The 16,352-nt window shown below is 39.2% G+C and carries 10 protein-coding genes; 2 read left to right on the top strand and 8 right to left on the bottom strand.

From position 1 onward, the window contains the following. Position 1: 1 nt before the first annotated feature. Both HMPREF0766_RS06735 and HMPREF0766_RS06730 read right to left on the bottom strand, forming a co-directional pair. Positions 2-3,097, bottom strand: coding sequence for a SusC/RagA family TonB-linked outer membrane protein (locus HMPREF0766_RS06735; RefSeq protein WP_002994804.1), 3,096 nt, complete (start codon positions 3,095-3,097; stop codon positions 2-4). 15 nt (positions 3,098-3,112) lie between these two features. Beyond that, complete coding sequence (locus HMPREF0766_RS06730; RefSeq protein WP_236590517.1) at positions 3,113-4,069, bottom strand: phosphatidylinositol-specific phospholipase C; 957 nt, start codon at positions 4,067-4,069, stop codon at positions 3,113-3,115. 563 nt (positions 4,070-4,632) lie between these two features. Between HMPREF0766_RS06730 and HMPREF0766_RS06725 the strand changes: the two genes are divergently transcribed. Then, a complete protein-coding gene (locus HMPREF0766_RS06725; protein WP_002994802.1) occupies positions 4,633-5,334 on the top strand; it encodes an LOG family protein in 702 nt (233 codons plus the stop codon). Between the two features lie 78 nt (positions 5,335-5,412). Here HMPREF0766_RS06725 and HMPREF0766_RS06720 read toward each other — a convergent pair whose 3' ends face one another. The 6 genes from HMPREF0766_RS06720 to HMPREF0766_RS06695 all read right to left on the bottom strand — a co-directional run bounded on the left by HMPREF0766_RS06720 (position 5,413) and on the right by HMPREF0766_RS06695 (position 15,582). After that, positions 5,413-6,648: a M57 family metalloprotease gene (locus tag HMPREF0766_RS06720; RefSeq protein WP_002994801.1), complete on the bottom strand. Its 1,236-nt coding sequence runs from the start codon at positions 6,646-6,648 to the stop codon at positions 5,413-5,415. A gap of 445 nt (positions 6,649-7,093) precedes the next feature. Further along, a complete protein-coding gene (locus HMPREF0766_RS06715) occupies positions 7,094-10,402 on the bottom strand; it encodes a TonB-dependent receptor (RefSeq protein ID WP_002994800.1) in 3,309 nt (1,102 codons plus the stop codon). 468 nt (positions 10,403-10,870) lie between these two features. Next, positions 10,871-11,479 (bottom strand): phosphatase PAP2 family protein, encoded by a 609-nt coding sequence (locus tag HMPREF0766_RS06710; protein WP_002994799.1) that lies wholly within the window; start codon positions 11,477-11,479, stop codon positions 10,871-10,873. Between the two features lie 12 nt (positions 11,480-11,491). Next, positions 11,492-12,136, bottom strand: a complete 645-nt coding sequence (locus tag HMPREF0766_RS06705; protein ID WP_002994797.1) for an MgtC/SapB family protein — start codon at positions 12,134-12,136, stop codon at positions 11,492-11,494. A 351-nt stretch (positions 12,137-12,487) separates the two neighbouring features. Next, positions 12,488-14,863 carry an endonuclease MutS2 gene (locus HMPREF0766_RS06700; RefSeq protein WP_002994795.1) on the bottom strand — a complete coding sequence of 792 codons (2,376 nt, stop codon included), beginning with the start codon at positions 14,861-14,863 and terminating at the stop codon, positions 12,488-12,490. Between the two features lie 50 nt (positions 14,864-14,913). Continuing rightward, complete coding sequence (locus HMPREF0766_RS06695) at positions 14,914-15,582, bottom strand: DUF4296 domain-containing protein (protein WP_236590518.1); 669 nt, start codon at positions 15,580-15,582, stop codon at positions 14,914-14,916. Between the two features lie 78 nt (positions 15,583-15,660). Between HMPREF0766_RS06695 and HMPREF0766_RS06690 the strand changes: the two genes are divergently transcribed. Further along, the gene (locus tag HMPREF0766_RS06690) at positions 15,661-16,350 is read left to right on the top strand and encodes a YggS family pyridoxal phosphate-dependent enzyme (protein ID WP_002994791.1); all 690 of its coding nucleotides are present in this window, start codon (positions 15,661-15,663) and stop codon (positions 16,348-16,350) included. Positions 16,351-16,352: the final 2 nt, after the last annotated feature.

Below are 16,352 nucleotides of genomic sequence, written 5' to 3'. Positions count from 1 at the left end.
ATTAAAAGCCAATATTCAATCCAAAAATGAAAGATCTTGCCTGCGGATATCTTCCGGAGTCCATTCCATAACTATCCATACCGACTTCCGGATCAAATCCGGTGTATTTGGTCAGGGTAAATACATTATTCCCTGTGGCATAGAGACGAACATTTTTCAGTTTCATACGTTCGGATAGTGCCTTTGGCAGTGTATAGCCCAGTGTCAGGTTTTTCAGACGGACATAAGAGCCGTTTTCTACATAGAAATCAGATGTTTCATAGAAATTACGGTTCTCGTCACGTAAGGAGACACGCGGAAGTTCATTGCTGCGATTTTCAGGAGTCCAGGCATCCAATACGCCCTCCAGCATATTATACTGCTGTCCCACACCGGCATTAAGGGTGCTGAATTTCATCGCATTGAATAGCTTATTACCCTCTACCCCCTGGAAAAACATATTCAGATCAAAGCCCTTGTAAGATGCATTGAAATTGATGCCGTAAGAGAAAGTAGGATAAGCATTACCTACAAAAACGCGGTCTTGTGCGTCTATCTTTCCGTCACCGTTAGCATCTTTAAAACGGAAATCTCCCGGCTTGGCATTCGGCTGAATCAGCCCTCCGCTGCCGTTCGTGTGCGCTTTCACCTCTTCTTCTGACTGAAAGATTCCGTCTGTCTGCACCACTTTATAGGAATAAAGAGACTCGCCAACCTGCAGGATTACAGGATTTAACATCTGACGGAAACTGATAGGCAAAGCCTGCGTCTGCACCCCTCCTGCTAAAGATTTTATTTCGTTTTTGACGGAGGTAATACTTCCGCCAAATCCATACTGGAACTCACTTTCTCCTTTAGATTGATACTGAATACCCAATTCTATCCCTTTATCCTCCACACTTCCGCCATTTACAATCTGATTTTTCAATCCTGTAGTTCCCGGTAATGGCAACTCCATAATCATATTATTGGTATTCTTAATAAAATAATCCGCGATAACAGAAAGGCGGTTATTCATCAGTCCCAGGTCTAATCCGATATTCGTCTGCTCAGATTCCGCCCAGGTCAGATCAGTACTGGCTCTTTTTGTTTCAGCCAGATAGGTAACACGTGTCGGCGTATTTCCCATAAAGATCTGTGAGCGGCTCAGCAACGGATTGACAGCAAATGGATCCAGACTACCCAGATTACCCAATACCCCGTAACTACCTCTTAATTTCAGTTCGGAAAGCCAGTTTACATCCTGCAGGAAATTCTCTTTTTTAAGCGACCATGCCGCTGCTACAGATCCGTAATTCTGAAATCTGTTTTGCGGAGCCACCAGTGAACTCCCATCTCTTCTGCCTGTCAGAGATAGCATATACTTTTGTTTGTAATTATAGTTGACACGTCCCAGATAAGACAATAATGTCGAGGCCTCGTAACCATCCAATGGAGCGAGTGTCTCACTTGCATTGACCAGATAGCGCATCTCAGGAGCTTCACTCACAAATCCCTGTCCTGTGATCTCATTGAAGCGGGATGTGATTTTCTGATAATTGAATCCTGCCAAAGCGTCTACATGATGATCGCCTTTATCCAGGGAATACGTCAGGATCTGTTCGGCAAGTATATCACTGGAGCGCTTATCATTCAGGGTTAGCTTATTGGAATTGGATGGTTTCCCGATTTCCGGAACACGGGTAGTGAACTGTTTAAAGTTATTGAAGCCCTCTGTCATACTGAAGTTAGATCTGAATTTCAACCCCTTGGCCAGCTTCAGTTCTACATACGGATTCACTACAAGATTGTAAGTAGGATTATCAATATCCAGACGCTTCAGATAAGCTACCGGATTGATAATATCTCCGTATGCTCCCGGTCCGTAAGGTAGCGGAAGTCCGGAAAAAGCTCCGTTTTCATCGTATACCGGTACATTTGACGGGTAATAGATCGCAGAGATCAAAGCTCCGGTGTAACCGTCTCCTGTAGCAGCTCCATTCCCGTTGTCATAATTCAGATAAAGATTTTCGCCGATAGTAAGCCAGGGCTTGATCTCATGTTTGGCGTTGATACGGATATTATAACGTTCATTATAAGTATTGAGCAGAATCCCCTCTCCTTTACGGTAATTGAAACTGGAGTATAATGTAGAATGTTCATTTCCACCATCCAGAGAAACATTATAATCCTGAATGTAACCATTTTGCATGACTTCATCTATCCAGTTGGTACGGGTAATCTGCCCGTCCGGATATTTCTCCGCATTGAAGGCATCATTACGGTTTACACCGGCATTATCGGCAGCCAGATTAGATACCTGTGCCCGCTGTGCAGCATTTAGTGGTTTTGGTTTTTTCCATGCAGACTGAAAACCCTGCTTAGCATCGACATTGATACTTACAGGGTCTTTGCGTCCCGATTTGGTCGTGACCAGTATCACCCCACCCGAAGCACGCGCTCCGTAAATAGAAGCCGCTGCATCTTTCAGTACAGATATGGATTCGATATCATTAGGATTGAGCATAGGCACTCCCGAATATATGGAACCGTCAATGACATACAGAGGTTCTTCTCCGTTGATACCGCCAAGTCCCCTGATATTGATACGAGGTTTGGCGGTAGGATCTCCACCCTCATTCGTCACGACTACACCGGGTGCTTTACCCTGCAATACATCCCCGAGATTGTTCATGGAGCGCGAACTTACTCTGTCCAGACCTACACTGGCAACAGAACCCGTCACTGTACTGCGGCTTTGCTTGCCGTATCCGACGACCACCACTTCAGACAAGGTCTGACTGTCTTCCTGTAGTGTTATATTGTATTGCAGACGCTCATCTACAGTGATGATTTGAATCAGAAATCCTATACTGCTTATTTTTAGCTGGTCACCTACCTGTGCGCTCAGTTCGAAAGCTCCCTGCTGATCTGTCTGTACAGCTTTGCCGGACTTTGCCAATTGTACAGATACACCGGAAAGCGGTAATCCGTCGACCCCTTTGACAATTCCTTTCAGAGGTCGCTGGTCATAGCGGATAACGGCATTCCCAAATCCGGAGATGCCTGCATAGCTCGGGGTACTTACACCCACATGGCAAAACAGCATCGCTGCCAGCCACACATAGTTTTTCTTCATGTATATGATATTGTTTTAAAAATTGGTATTGAAAATACTTTTAGCCAGATCAGCATGAATAAAATCGGTAATAATAACCCCGAAATGGCTGGTCGTCTGCTGATTGAAATAGTTTAATAATTTGGGGTTTATCTCATTGGATACGGACGGAATGTTAGGGATCACCCATAATTTTTTCTGATATCCGCTGGAGAAATTCAAAAACAATGTTCCGGAAGCCGGATCCGTATTCTTACTTGTATTCAATAAAGTATGGATGGCATTCCATTTATCTGTATTACTGCTCACCTGATAGGCATCCTGTACCTGTAGAGTAGATTCCTGATTCTGAATGGTGAAAGAGGTGTTGTCCGACCATCCGTTATTGGCCTGAATACCGAGTGCCTGTGCGCTGCTGAATCTTCTTAATAACACAATCTTACCCCGTGCCTGCTGTAAAGAAGGAATATCTGCCTCTAACCTGAACAGACCTGAATAGGCATCGGTATACTTGATAAAACGCTCTTCGAAAGTCATTGAATTGCCATTGGGTGTATGCTCTTCCTTGACACTCATAATAATGGTTTCCGAAGGATGTGCTTGTAAGAAGCTTTTGCAGGATTGCAGTACATCATCAAAATTGAGATGCTGATATACTGGTCCGTGATGGATAGCAAAGTTATCATCTACAAAACGACAACGCACATCCAGAAAACGGACTCCGGCATTCAGTTGCTCTGCGATGGTCAGGTTCTGCGTCTTTGCAGTGCCCGAAACAGGTTCATAGCGAGCACCGGCATCATGTGTCCCCGGAATACTCAGTGCGGAAAGCTTACGCTCTCCCTGGATAAAGCTCATCCAGTTTGTCCCCTCCGGCAGTACCTGCGCCACAGATGCAGACGATTGGGAAAGCTGTAGTTTTTCAATTTCAGAAGAATTACAGGAAGTCAAGACGACCAGTAAAAGTAAAATGTAGTTGATGTAAAGTTTCATATGCATAAAATTTGATTTTCAATTGTCATATGGAATATCCAAACTATATTCATTCGTATTTGTGTAGCCTGTACTACATGGATATTTCATATGCACACGAATATTTAATAGTTTACGGGTTAATACGTACTGAAAACTGTGGTCATCTGATTTCTTCTGTCTGAATTCGGCGAATAGTCAGAAATTTAAAAGGATTGATTTTCAAACTTCACAGACATTGCTAAATCGATATTTCACGCTGCAAACCTAGCTTTTACATATTAAGTAGATATTACAGCATCTTTAAGAAAACATGGTGCTATTGTTAGATTAATGTAAATTGGAGAAACATAAACAGCAACACATAATTATCGGAAGGAAATACGTTCCGGCTATTAAACACTCACTTACAGGCTGATCAGGTGATACGTAAATTATCCCTTATTCCTGAGTCCTGTAATTTATTTTTTTCTGCGTCTGCAAAAACTATGACAGCATAATTATTTTTGATTTTAGAAAAAATGTATATCTTGTAAGAGTCATCCTCAGAAGATGGCTATAATTTTTTTAAACAGTATTTAAATATGAAGGAAGATAAAATCTTACGTGCGTTCGAGAACAAAACTTGGCAGGAGATTAAGGTGAAAGATTCGTGGCAGATCTTTAAGATCATGTCGGAATTTGTTGATGGTTTTGAAAAACTAGCTAAAATAGGTCCTTGTGTATCCATATTCGGATCTGCCAGAACTCCCCGAGAACATAAATATTATCAAATGGCTGTCGATATCGGCAAGCTATTGACAGAAAGAGGTTACGGTGTTATTTCTGGAGGCGGTCCCGGTATTATGGAAGCAGCTAACAAAGGTGCTTATGAAGCCGGAGGTAAATCCGTAGGTCTGAATATAGAACTTCCTTTTGAACAATTCCACAATAAGTATATTGACAGGGATAAGCTGCTGGAATTTAATTACTTCTTTGTTCGTAAAGTCATGTTTATGAAATATTCTCAGGGATATATTGTTATGCCCGGGGGATTCGGAACGATGGATGAGTTGTTTGAAGCCATTACGCTGATTCAGACCGGAAAGATTGCCCGCTTCCCTATTGTATTGGTAGGTAGCGAATATTGGGGCGGATTAATTGATTGGGTTCAGAATACAATGTTGGGCAATGCCTATATCAGTGAAGAAGATCTGAAACTGTATCGTGTAGTCGATAGTGCAGAAGATGCTGCAGAACATATCTTCAGATTCTACGATAAGTATCTGCTAAAACCGAATTTTTAGAGAGCAATCTAAAATCTAATTAATACAACAGCCCGTCAGAAATTCTGACGGGGTTTCTTAATTTAATGAGCGCTAAGATTAAGGCCTCTGATATCCGTAAAAATCTACTAATGAATAATATTCAGTCTTTCTTCCAAAAACTAAATCGCCAAACTCCCTGTCTTCCATCCATTCTTTTGTAATAGAAACCGAATTTGTTCCTGGCTGTAAAATAAATGATTCCTTTCGACTTACTGGATTATACTTGGTTTTATTATATGTTTCATAGTAGGTATATCCAACCATTAAAAGTATTTCATAAGGTTTAGTATATGGCTGAGTCATTGCTTTATCTTTAAACAAAGAAAATGTTGATGTAACTCTTATATCAAAAGACCCGCTATACGAATCATAAAATAGTTCTTCCTCTTGTCTATCTTCTCTTATGTATGGTCTTTCTCTATTATAAAGCGTTTTTAACGCTATAATATCATTACTAGTAAACGGTCTATCACTGCCCGAAATACAAGCCAACATATATGAATTATTTTCGGCAGTATTAGGAGTTCCAGTTATGTGAACAGCCCCATTATTTCCACTTCCTTCATTAGGATTTTTTCCTGGTTTTACACCACAACTAAATACTCGATTCATATAATCTGTATGTCGTAAACCTATGCAATGTCCTATTTCATGGGCTAATGTAGAAGGCACATCATTTCTTGTAGTAGAGGAATTGTAAAAATATGTATTTACTAAAATCTCATTAAATGGAGATCCGTTTTTAGGAAATCCTGCTTTCATTAAATATGCATCATCTGAATTATCATAAACAGATACTATTTTTATGTTAGCATTAGCAGGATTTTGAGTTCTTTCAAATATGAGAGCTAACTCTAAATCATTATATCTTTGTATAGCTACATTCAACTGATTGCCAATAACATTATTCAATGATGGATCAAGATAAATTGAAATAGATCGTAATCCCCCTACAGATATATAATTAACCATCTCTGTAGTTCTATATTGGGAAATTTTCTTAACATCAAGTTTTGTTGGATTTATTGATGCCAACTTGTTCAGTTCAATACCTCTAAATTGCTCAAGATCTTTTTGGTCAGTAAAATAATCAATATCCTCTTTAGATAGAAAAATATCATATTCTACTGTGTAGCCATTTTTGTCCTGATAAAAACCTTCTGATAAATCAAATCCTAAATTTTTTAATTTTTCAATATATTTCGAATCTGAATTATTATCGGTTGTCAATTCATCATTCTTATTGCAAGAAAACAACAATACAATAAAAAACATAAAAACATAATTTTTCATAATCATAAATTTAAATTAAACTATATAAATTTACGAAAATATTCTTTTCTTCGATATAAAATAACAAATACAACATTAATATAACAAATACTCAACATTCATTAGTGCAAAAAAAAAAAAAAAGAAAGAATCCTCGCCAGAAATTCTGACGGGGATTTCATATAAAGAAGATGTGTATCCTCTAAATTAGTTGAAGATATAACGAATACCTACTTGTGCAGACCATCTGGATACGATATCCTGTTCAAAATATGGCTTATTGTTATTCAAATTGTTCAATCTGTAGTGAGGAGTATTAGTAATTGAAATACAGCTATCAAAAGTAACTACTCTGAAAGTGGATGTTAAATTTTATTCTTCAAAACTCGCTATAATAAAATTGGATCATAAAAAACCCTCGCTGAAAATATTCAGCGAGGGTTTTACTTTCTATTCCTAAAAAATACTAGTTGAATTTAAACTTAACACCAAACTGCATGTAGTATGTTGAAGTAATTGTTTGATTCACACGAGTTGTTTCTCTGATCACATCACCATTTGCACCATTCAATCTGAATGTTGGTTTTACATTACCTTCTACATCTAAAGATGTAGGGTTACTGTTTGATTTAACCATATTGACAGGGATTAACAACTGATTATTGCTAATCTTATATACTCCCCAATCTGAATTAAATAAGTTACCAATGTTGAATACGTCCCAGAAGAACTCAAGAGAATTTTTACCTCCGCCAATTCCGTTAAAGATTTCCTGCGTTAATCTTAAATCAAACTGATGTCTCCAAGGCATAACTCCACCGTTACGTTCTGCATATTTACCTTTTCTTGATTTCAGATAATCATCGCTATCAATCAAAGCAAAGAAAATATCGGATTGCTGTTGAGCTGTATACGCTTTTCCACCATAAATAGATCCTGCTGATGCAGCAATATCAACAAAAGAAATTTCAGAAGCATCCTTTGGAACATAGATCAGGTCATTATTTTGTCCATCGCGGTTAAAGTCACCATTGTACGCATAGGAAACGCGACCAGTTGAAGAACCTGAATAGAATAATGTAACTGAGGTATTTAGATTTTTAATCCATTTATTTGCGTAAGAAACTGACCCTACCAGACGATCTGGCAATACATTGTCTGTATAACTTAAACTTGGGATGTTGGAATTACCTCCATATTGATAAGGAAGAGACCATAAGTTAGCAATCTGACTACCTGATCCGTCACCATAGTTTTTAGCACCGCTTCTTGTATAAGCTAAGGAAGCAGAGAATCCGTCTTCAAATGCTTTTGATAATTGTGCAGTTACAGACCAATAATGTCCTCCTTTTTGATTAGACATCTGAATAGCTGAAAATGCTCCAGTACCCGTAGGAGAAGCCTGGTTGTTAGCTAGTTTGTTTATAAATTTATCCACATTAGCATCTCCATATACAAAGCGGTTATCTGCATAACCTGCAATCTTCATTTCTTTAGGATTTGCTAAATTCACATTTCTTGCTACAACTGCATTTATATCCTTATTATAAATACCTTCTAATGTACCGATTACACCGAACGGAAGTTTATAATCAACCGCTAAACTTGATTTCCAGGTGGAAGGGAATTTCAAATTCGGATCCATTACAGAAATACTGGAAGAAGAAATCTGAGAAGTAGGATCTGCAATGGCTGCCGGATAATTAGCCTTGATATCAGGACTGAAATTTGGAACATCATTTCCAGTTCTAATAATACTTGCCTGAAGCATACCTGAATCACCAGACTGAGATACTATCCACACGAAAGGAATACGACCAGTAAAGATTCCAGTTCCTCCTCTAAGCATCAGTGAACGATCACCCATTACGTCGTAATTGAAACCAAATCTTGGAGAAACCATTACTTTTGTCTTTGGCAGAACACCTGTATTTATTTTTAAACCATCCGCAAAAGTTAATGCAGAGATCAAAGGATGATCTTTAATTTCTGAAACATCAGGGTATCCCGGAAGTTCAAAACGTAATCCTCCTGTTAATTTCAATTTGTCATTTACGGTAAATTGATCCTGTAAATACAATGACCATTGATTAAATTTAAAGCGTGGGAATGCCTGAGAACCATCCGGAGTTAACGGATAAGTTAATGCATAATTAGCTGCTTTTGCGCCATTCTTAAAGTCATCCCATGAATTAAATAAATAATATCCGGCACCAAAACGCTGAAATCCATTTTTTACATCACTGGTCTCAAACTGAATTCCTGCTGTAAAATCATGATTATTATAAGTATAATTTACATCATAGTTAGCAGTCCATGTTTTAACCTGTCTTAAGTTACCATATGAGAATGGCTCATATCCAAATGTGGTAATTATATTATTACCTTCTTTAATATCCACTAATGGAAATAAACCTCCGTCTACAGAACGTGGTTCATCCTGATTAACATAAGAAATACGGGCTGAACTGTTTACATTTCCAAATTTACCTGTATATTCTAATGTTGCAGAGTACAGATTGGTTTCCTGAAAATAATTGGAGTTAGAGAAATGTAGTGCATTACTTCCTGTACGGCTTAATCCTGAAAGATTCGATCCTGTAAAAGAGTTACTAATTTCTGCAGGAGATTTAGCTTTTACCTGATTATATCTGAAGTTAATCTTATGATTGCTGGCAATATTCCAGTCTAAACGTGCAAATAATTTATCATTATTACTTTTATTAGAGTATCCCTGATAAGGTCCGGTTTCATATCCGTATTTTTCTTTTAAAAATGCCGAAACCTCATTCATAAAAGTTTCTGTAGGTCTTGCTACGTAAGATGGTGTACCTGCTACTCCGAAAGGATTTGTTGGAGAAGAAGCGATTTTGACAGGACCTGGCTCCTCAGTTTTATTCTGTTCTAAATTAACAAAAAAGAATACTTTATCTTTTATAATTGGCCCACCCAGGCTGACACCATATTGTTTTACTGACAATTGGTTTACCGGAGTCAATACGTCACCTATACGTGTTCCTTGTTGTTTATCTGAACGCCCTGTATAGAAAGCGGATCCAAAAAACTCATTACGACCAGAACGCGTTACAGCATTGATCGCAGCTCCTGTAAATCCGGATTGACGTACATCGTAAGGTGTTACATTTACTGAGATCTGTTCAATCGCATCAATAGAAATTGGTGAGCCATTAGCAGGAACATTACTTCCGATACCAAATTGATTGTTAAAGTTAGCCCCATCCAAAGTAAAGTTATTTGATCTGAAATTACCACCACCGATAGAAGTACCGTTAGCTTGTGGTGTCAAACGAGTCAAATCATTTACACTTCGGGTAATAGAAGGAAGATTTTCAATTTGTCTTCTTCCAACAATTGTTGAAGCTCCATTTTTCTCACTTTTCAACGCATTTCGTCCTGTAACGACTACCTCGTCAAGACTAGTTTCCTTTTCGCCAAACTTAGGATTTAGCACAAAAGGCTCACCCAACTGAAGATAAATATCCTCATACAAAATAGGGTTTTGACCGACATAGGTCACCTCTACTTTGTAGGGACCACCAACACGCATGTTAGCCAGGTTGAATCGTCCTGCTCCATTGGCTGAACCCGAATAAACGGTACCGGATGGGACGTGAGTCGCTTTAATTGTAGCTCCGGCAGTAACTTGACCGCTTGTTTGAGTCACAATACCAGTTACACTACTTGTCGTTACCTGCGCCTGGATCGTACCGTAGCTTGCAAGAACTAAAGCAAAAAATAGTAAAGATTTCTTCATTATTTTGAATTATGAAATTTGTCCTGCAAAAATAAAAAGAGGAGTTGAATATTTGTAAACTTAACATAAACTTAATACAGATCAGGGGGCTCATTATCATCAAGTTATTTACAAATATTCTAAATAGAAGGAGCCGAATTGAAAAATTTATATTTATCTGCCCATTTCTTACAGAAATTAAAATAAGGCCTTTAATTTCTTAATAATTTAACAAAATTTAACAATTGTGAATTGTGGATAACTATTTTGATGAAAAATCATAATATAGGATTTTATGCAACTATATCCCTCTGATTTGTAACATAAAGTAGCATGCAGGCATAATAAAATACCACAAATTATATATGTTACACCTTATTTATTCTCTAAAGAATTACTGATTTTATACAGATCAGGGTATATAACAGGAACTTTGTGAATCAAAAGGGGCGAATCCACTATCCCTAACCTAAGCTTTATCTCTGCTATTTATTTCTTCATAAAGCCCATACCTAATGCAGTTCCCGCGCCCAGAGCTGCACCTGCCGCTACATCGGAAGTGTAGTGTACTCCTAGATACATACGCGAATAGCCTACACTACCTGCCCATAACATGGCCGGAGCTATGACATACCATTTGGGATAGGCATGAGACAAAGCTGTGGCTGTACTAAAAGCCGCTGATGTATGTCCCGAAGGAAATGAGAACGAACCTGGTGTAGACAAGGCTGTGAAATTATTATATTTCTTAAAAGGACGTGAACGTTTAAAAACCTGTTTTAATCCGATATTTAACAAAGCTGTCACTGCAGTGCTGCTGATGACATATCCGGCATTTTGACGCATCTGTTTATCATCACTGATAGCTCCTGCTATAAACAGACCTGCCGGAATAGCAATCTGCATGTAATTATGGGAGTCTGATATAAAATGAAAGGTGGCATTCTGTGCTGGGGTACGCGTTTCAGCAATAGATTCCAAAATACGGATATCTAATGTACGGGCTGGCTCTTCCTGAGCAAAAGCTATGCGCGGAGCGTGTGAAAAGACAAGGATCAGAAGGATATAAAAAGCAGATTGACAAATGTTAAACGACATAATTGAGATGAATTAAGAATAAGAGAACTCATATACATAATCCAGCCCGACGATCTTTTCATTGACAGCCTGAATATGCTTACGTCTGCCTGTAATATCATAAATGACCATCAGCTGATTACCACGCTTTTCCAGACCCTTACGCACGGGTTTTACGCTGCCATCGAGTAACAGCTCTTCAAAATCTTTAAGATGGTACAATCCTATATCCTGAAAAGTAATATATAAAGTCTTCGTAAAGAAAAAACCGGACAACATACGTTCAATCTTATGGAAGAAAGCCAGAATAACAAACATGCAACCTGTTAGAAAAAATGCCAGTACAAACTCTCCTGTACCGATCACCATACCAATAGCCGCCATAGACCATATGACAGCGGCAGTTGTCAGTCCCAAAACAGACATCTTACCTTTAAAGATCACACCTGCACCTAAAAAGCCTATTCCGGTAACGATATTTGCGGCAATACGGTCATCCGATTGCTCTCCTAACATGGAGACCATAGTAAAAATAGTGGAGCCGAAACAGATAAGCACAACCGTTCTGAAACCTGCCGATTTATTGCGGTATTCACGTTCAAAACCGATAACGCATCCGCACAGAATGGATACAAAGACTGCCTGAACACGTTCATCCTGAAAAAAATCTCCAAACATAATACCCAAATTGAAAATTCAAATATAATAAAACTATCTGCTGTTAAGGACAATAATAATCTTCAAATAAAGCAATCCTGAACTTTATCACCTCACTTAAAACCTCTCTGCCCTGCGGGCATCTCTCCTTAAAAAGGAGAGAATTAATCTGGTTTAACTGTTCGTATTTGTCTGGCGCAAGCATAATGCTTGTGCCTCTATAGTGTTGCCGTTGTGGACACCGACAATCGCTGTTGACGCGTCTGTTGGTGTCCACACCAACAGTACACGATACAGATAGCTATTTAACTATAGAAGCACACAAGTTCTAACTTTATCAACCATATCAACTCTCTGAACCTTATTAACCTCTTAGTCTATATAAGCATAGGTAATACCGTCTCCTCCTCTATCTGCATGTTCATCCTCAAATCTGGATACATGGCTATACTTACGCAGATAATCCCGTATAAATTTACGCAAAATACCATCTCCTTTGCCATGAACAATTTTAAGGCTCGGATATCCGATCATAACCGTTCTATCCAATACCAGTTCGATCTGATGCAGTGCATCCTCAGTGCGCATGCCTCTCACATCTACTTCCGGACTAAAATCGGCAGCTGAAGGGGTATTACTACTCTTCTTGATAGCTTTTGACTTCTCCTTACTTCTTAATTTGCTGACTTTAGAGCGCTTTACAACTGTACGTAAGTCACCCAGCGCCAGTATCAGATTATTGTTGCGCGCCACCTCAATGACCTGAGCTTCATTTCCCGAATCTACAATTTTCACCCAATCACCGACTTCTATAGCAGTATCTTCTTCTGGTTGTATTTTTACTTTAGATGTAGCAGTAGCTCCATGAGCTGGTTTATGATCAGCGACAGCCTTTGTGAGCTTTCCTCTTATTTCCTTTGTTTTTTCTTTATCTGCATTTACAGATTTAATATCCGCAATGGTGTTCTCCACCAGCTTGTTAGCATCTTTAAGAATCTGTCTCGCTTCTTCCTTAGCCTGTTTGAGAATTTGTTTTTTATTCTCATCCAGATAAGACTGCAGCGTTTCATATTCCGCTTTCAGGGCTACCAGTTCGCGTTCACGCTTCAGAATCGCTGTTTTGGTTTCCAGAACTTCCTTTTTATCACGTTCCAGATCCACCAATAAGGTGTCTACCTTTTTCTGCTGCGTACCGATTTTTTGTCGGGCCAGTTCCAGAATATCTTTTCGCAACCCGATCTTCTGAGCAATTTCAAACGCATAAGAGCTTCCCGGTTTACCGACCTGCAAAATATACAAAGGCTTCATCGCCACATTATCAAATAACATGGAAGCATTTTCTATTCCTTCTGTATTACTCGCAAATACCTTAAGATTGGAATAGTGCGTTGTAATCACACCCCGGATTTGTTTTTTATTCAATGTTTCCAATACTGATTCTGCCATCGGTCCGCCAAATAAGGGATCAGTACCAGTACCGAATTCATCTATCAGCACCAGGGTACGCGCATTGGCAAACTCTGTAAAATGCTTCATCTTGGACAGGTGGGCACTATACGTACTCAGATCACTCTCTATGGACTGGTCATCACCTATATCCGCAAAGATCTGCCGGAATATACCTACCCTGGAGGTTGGATCTGCAGGTATCAGCAAACCGGACTGCACCATGAGCTGTAATAATCCGACCGTCTTCATGCACACCGATTTTCCTCCTGCATTGGGACCCGACACCACGATAATACGTTCCGCATTATTGATATTAATATTCAGTGGAACTATGGTATGCTGATCTTTCTTTGCATGTAAGAATAATAAAGGATGACGTGCATTATGAAGCATAACCTCTGCCTCTTTGGACAATTCGGGCATATCCGCATCTATATCCAAAGCAAATAAAGCCTTGGCCCGTACAAAATCTAATTTTGTCAGTAAACTGTGGTAAGACAGCAACAGTGGAATATGTGGCCGCAATACACTTGTCAGCTCGACCAGAATACGAATTACTTCCCGACGACGCTCAAACTCCAGATCCCGAATCTTATTGTTAAGATGAAACACCTCTTCAGGCTCTATATAAGCCGTTTGTCCGGTTGCAGATTCATCGTGAATCAGGCCTTTTAGTTTTCTCTTATTCTCCGCCAGGATCGGAATTACCAGACGACCATCACGAATTGTCAGGTTTCCATCTGCTGTCCATCCGTTGTTTTGAGCCTGCTTAAAGATACTGTCTATTCTCTTGTGTGCTTCCTGTTCTGCTTTCAGAATCTGTTGGGTCAGATCCAGCAACAGACGTGAAGCATTATTCTTCATCTTACCCCGCTCATCAATAACAGACTCAATATTCCGGATAATACTGTTCTCGATCTCCACATGTTCAAACAAGACTTCCAGATTGGGATACTGTCCTTCTCTTTCTTTAAAATAGCGAATTACAGCATAGACTGTACGCAAAGAAAGCAACACTCTGTAAAATTCTTCTTCTGAAAGAAAAGCCCCTTCCACCCTTGCCTTCTCTACTAAGGATTTGATAGGATATAAGTGATCTACAGGTAGTGGAGAATCATTGACCAGCAGATCTTTGAACTCATTTGTCTGTCTCAGGAAACGATCGATCTGATCGTATTTTACCTGAGGTTGTATACGCTCGACCATCTCACGGCCGGGCTCACTGAGGCACTTTTGTTTAATATATGTTTTGATCTCGGCCAGACCGAGTTTGTCACTTGCATTTACAGGATAAATCATACTCTGTTCTCTCTTCAATAAACCAACATTTTAATTATTCAGGCCTGTAATTACATCACAGGCTTCACCAAAGGCGACTTCATAGGCGTCAATGGCATATTCGTACTGTCTGCGACAGCTTTTTCCTGTTCAGGCATAGGTATCGGCGGCAATGCTTTTTCCGGCTGTTGTTCCACAGCAGGTACCAAAGGTGCTGCAGGGGTATACTTTCCGACCAGACTACCTAACCCCGCTTCCGTCATAAAGGTCTCACGGTATGCATCATAGGTCAGTTTGCCGGCTTCCTTAGGTACATTCAGTATCAGATCATGTGCTTTAGAGGCCAGCATCTGCAAATGAGTTACCTGTCTCACACTATCCTGAATACCTGCATTGCGTATCGAATCGATCTTACTGTACTCCTGATCCATCTTCATTAATCGTCCGCTGACCTTTTCATACACATCTGCCATTAGTATAGGATCCTCAGCATAGTATTTCATACTTCTGTTAAACGTTGCGGAGTCTGTACCAAGATTGGTAAATGCCTGTTGATAATACCCGTCAATGACACGGCGTGAACTGTCTGCACTAAGCGTATTGAGATAACCGTCTATAAGATGTACTTCTACCAGAATATCAGTCATCCTGGATCGCGACAATACATCCTTAGGCAATGAATCTCCACAGGAATAAAACAGAAAAAACACTAAATATATACCGAATAATAAACGTTGCATTTTATAATTTTGAACAAATTTACAAAAAGGCTCGGAATATGGTGCTTTTCGTTATTTTATATCCTAAATTTGTACGTTATGAGTATTGCAGCTAACATTGAAGAAATAAATCAGGAAATCAAATCATTAGGCGTAACCTTAGTAGCCGTTTCAAAGACCAAACCAAACGAGGATATTCTACAGGCATATGAAGCGGGACAACGTGTGTTTGGAGAAAACATGGTTCAGGAACTTGTTGAAAAACAAGAACAGTTACCTAAAGATATCGAATGGCATCTCATTGGTCACCTCCAGACCAATAAGGTCAAATATATAGCTCCTTTTATCCATATGATAGAGTCCGTAGACTCGATCAAATTGCTGAAGGAAATCAACAAGCATGCCTTAAAGCATGATCGTATAATCGACTGTTTATTACAGGTGTATATCGCAGACGAGGATACTAAATTCGGATTGGATCATACCGAACTGATCGAGTTACTTCGTGATGATGAGTTTTCTTCGCTTAAAAACATCCGCATCCGGGGTTTAATGGGTATTGCAACAAATACGGAGAATGAAAAGGTTATAAAAGAAGAGTTTTACGAATTAAAAATGCTTTTTGATGGTGTAAAATCCAGCTTTTTCAGAAAGGAAGACACATTTGATACTTTGTCAATGGGAATGTCTTCGGATTACCGTCTGGCTATAGAGCAGGGAAGCACCATGATTCGTCTGGGAAGCACGGTATTCGGAAAACGAGTTATCAAACATTTTAAAGCAAAATAAGT

Origin of the sequence: Sphingobacterium spiritivorum ATCC 33861 (assembly GCF_000143765.1) — a bacterium.
GTDB classification, from domain to species: domain Bacteria; phylum Bacteroidota; class Bacteroidia; order Sphingobacteriales; family Sphingobacteriaceae; genus Sphingobacterium; species Sphingobacterium spiritivorum.
This window is presented reverse-complemented; position numbering and strand designations above follow the sequence as displayed.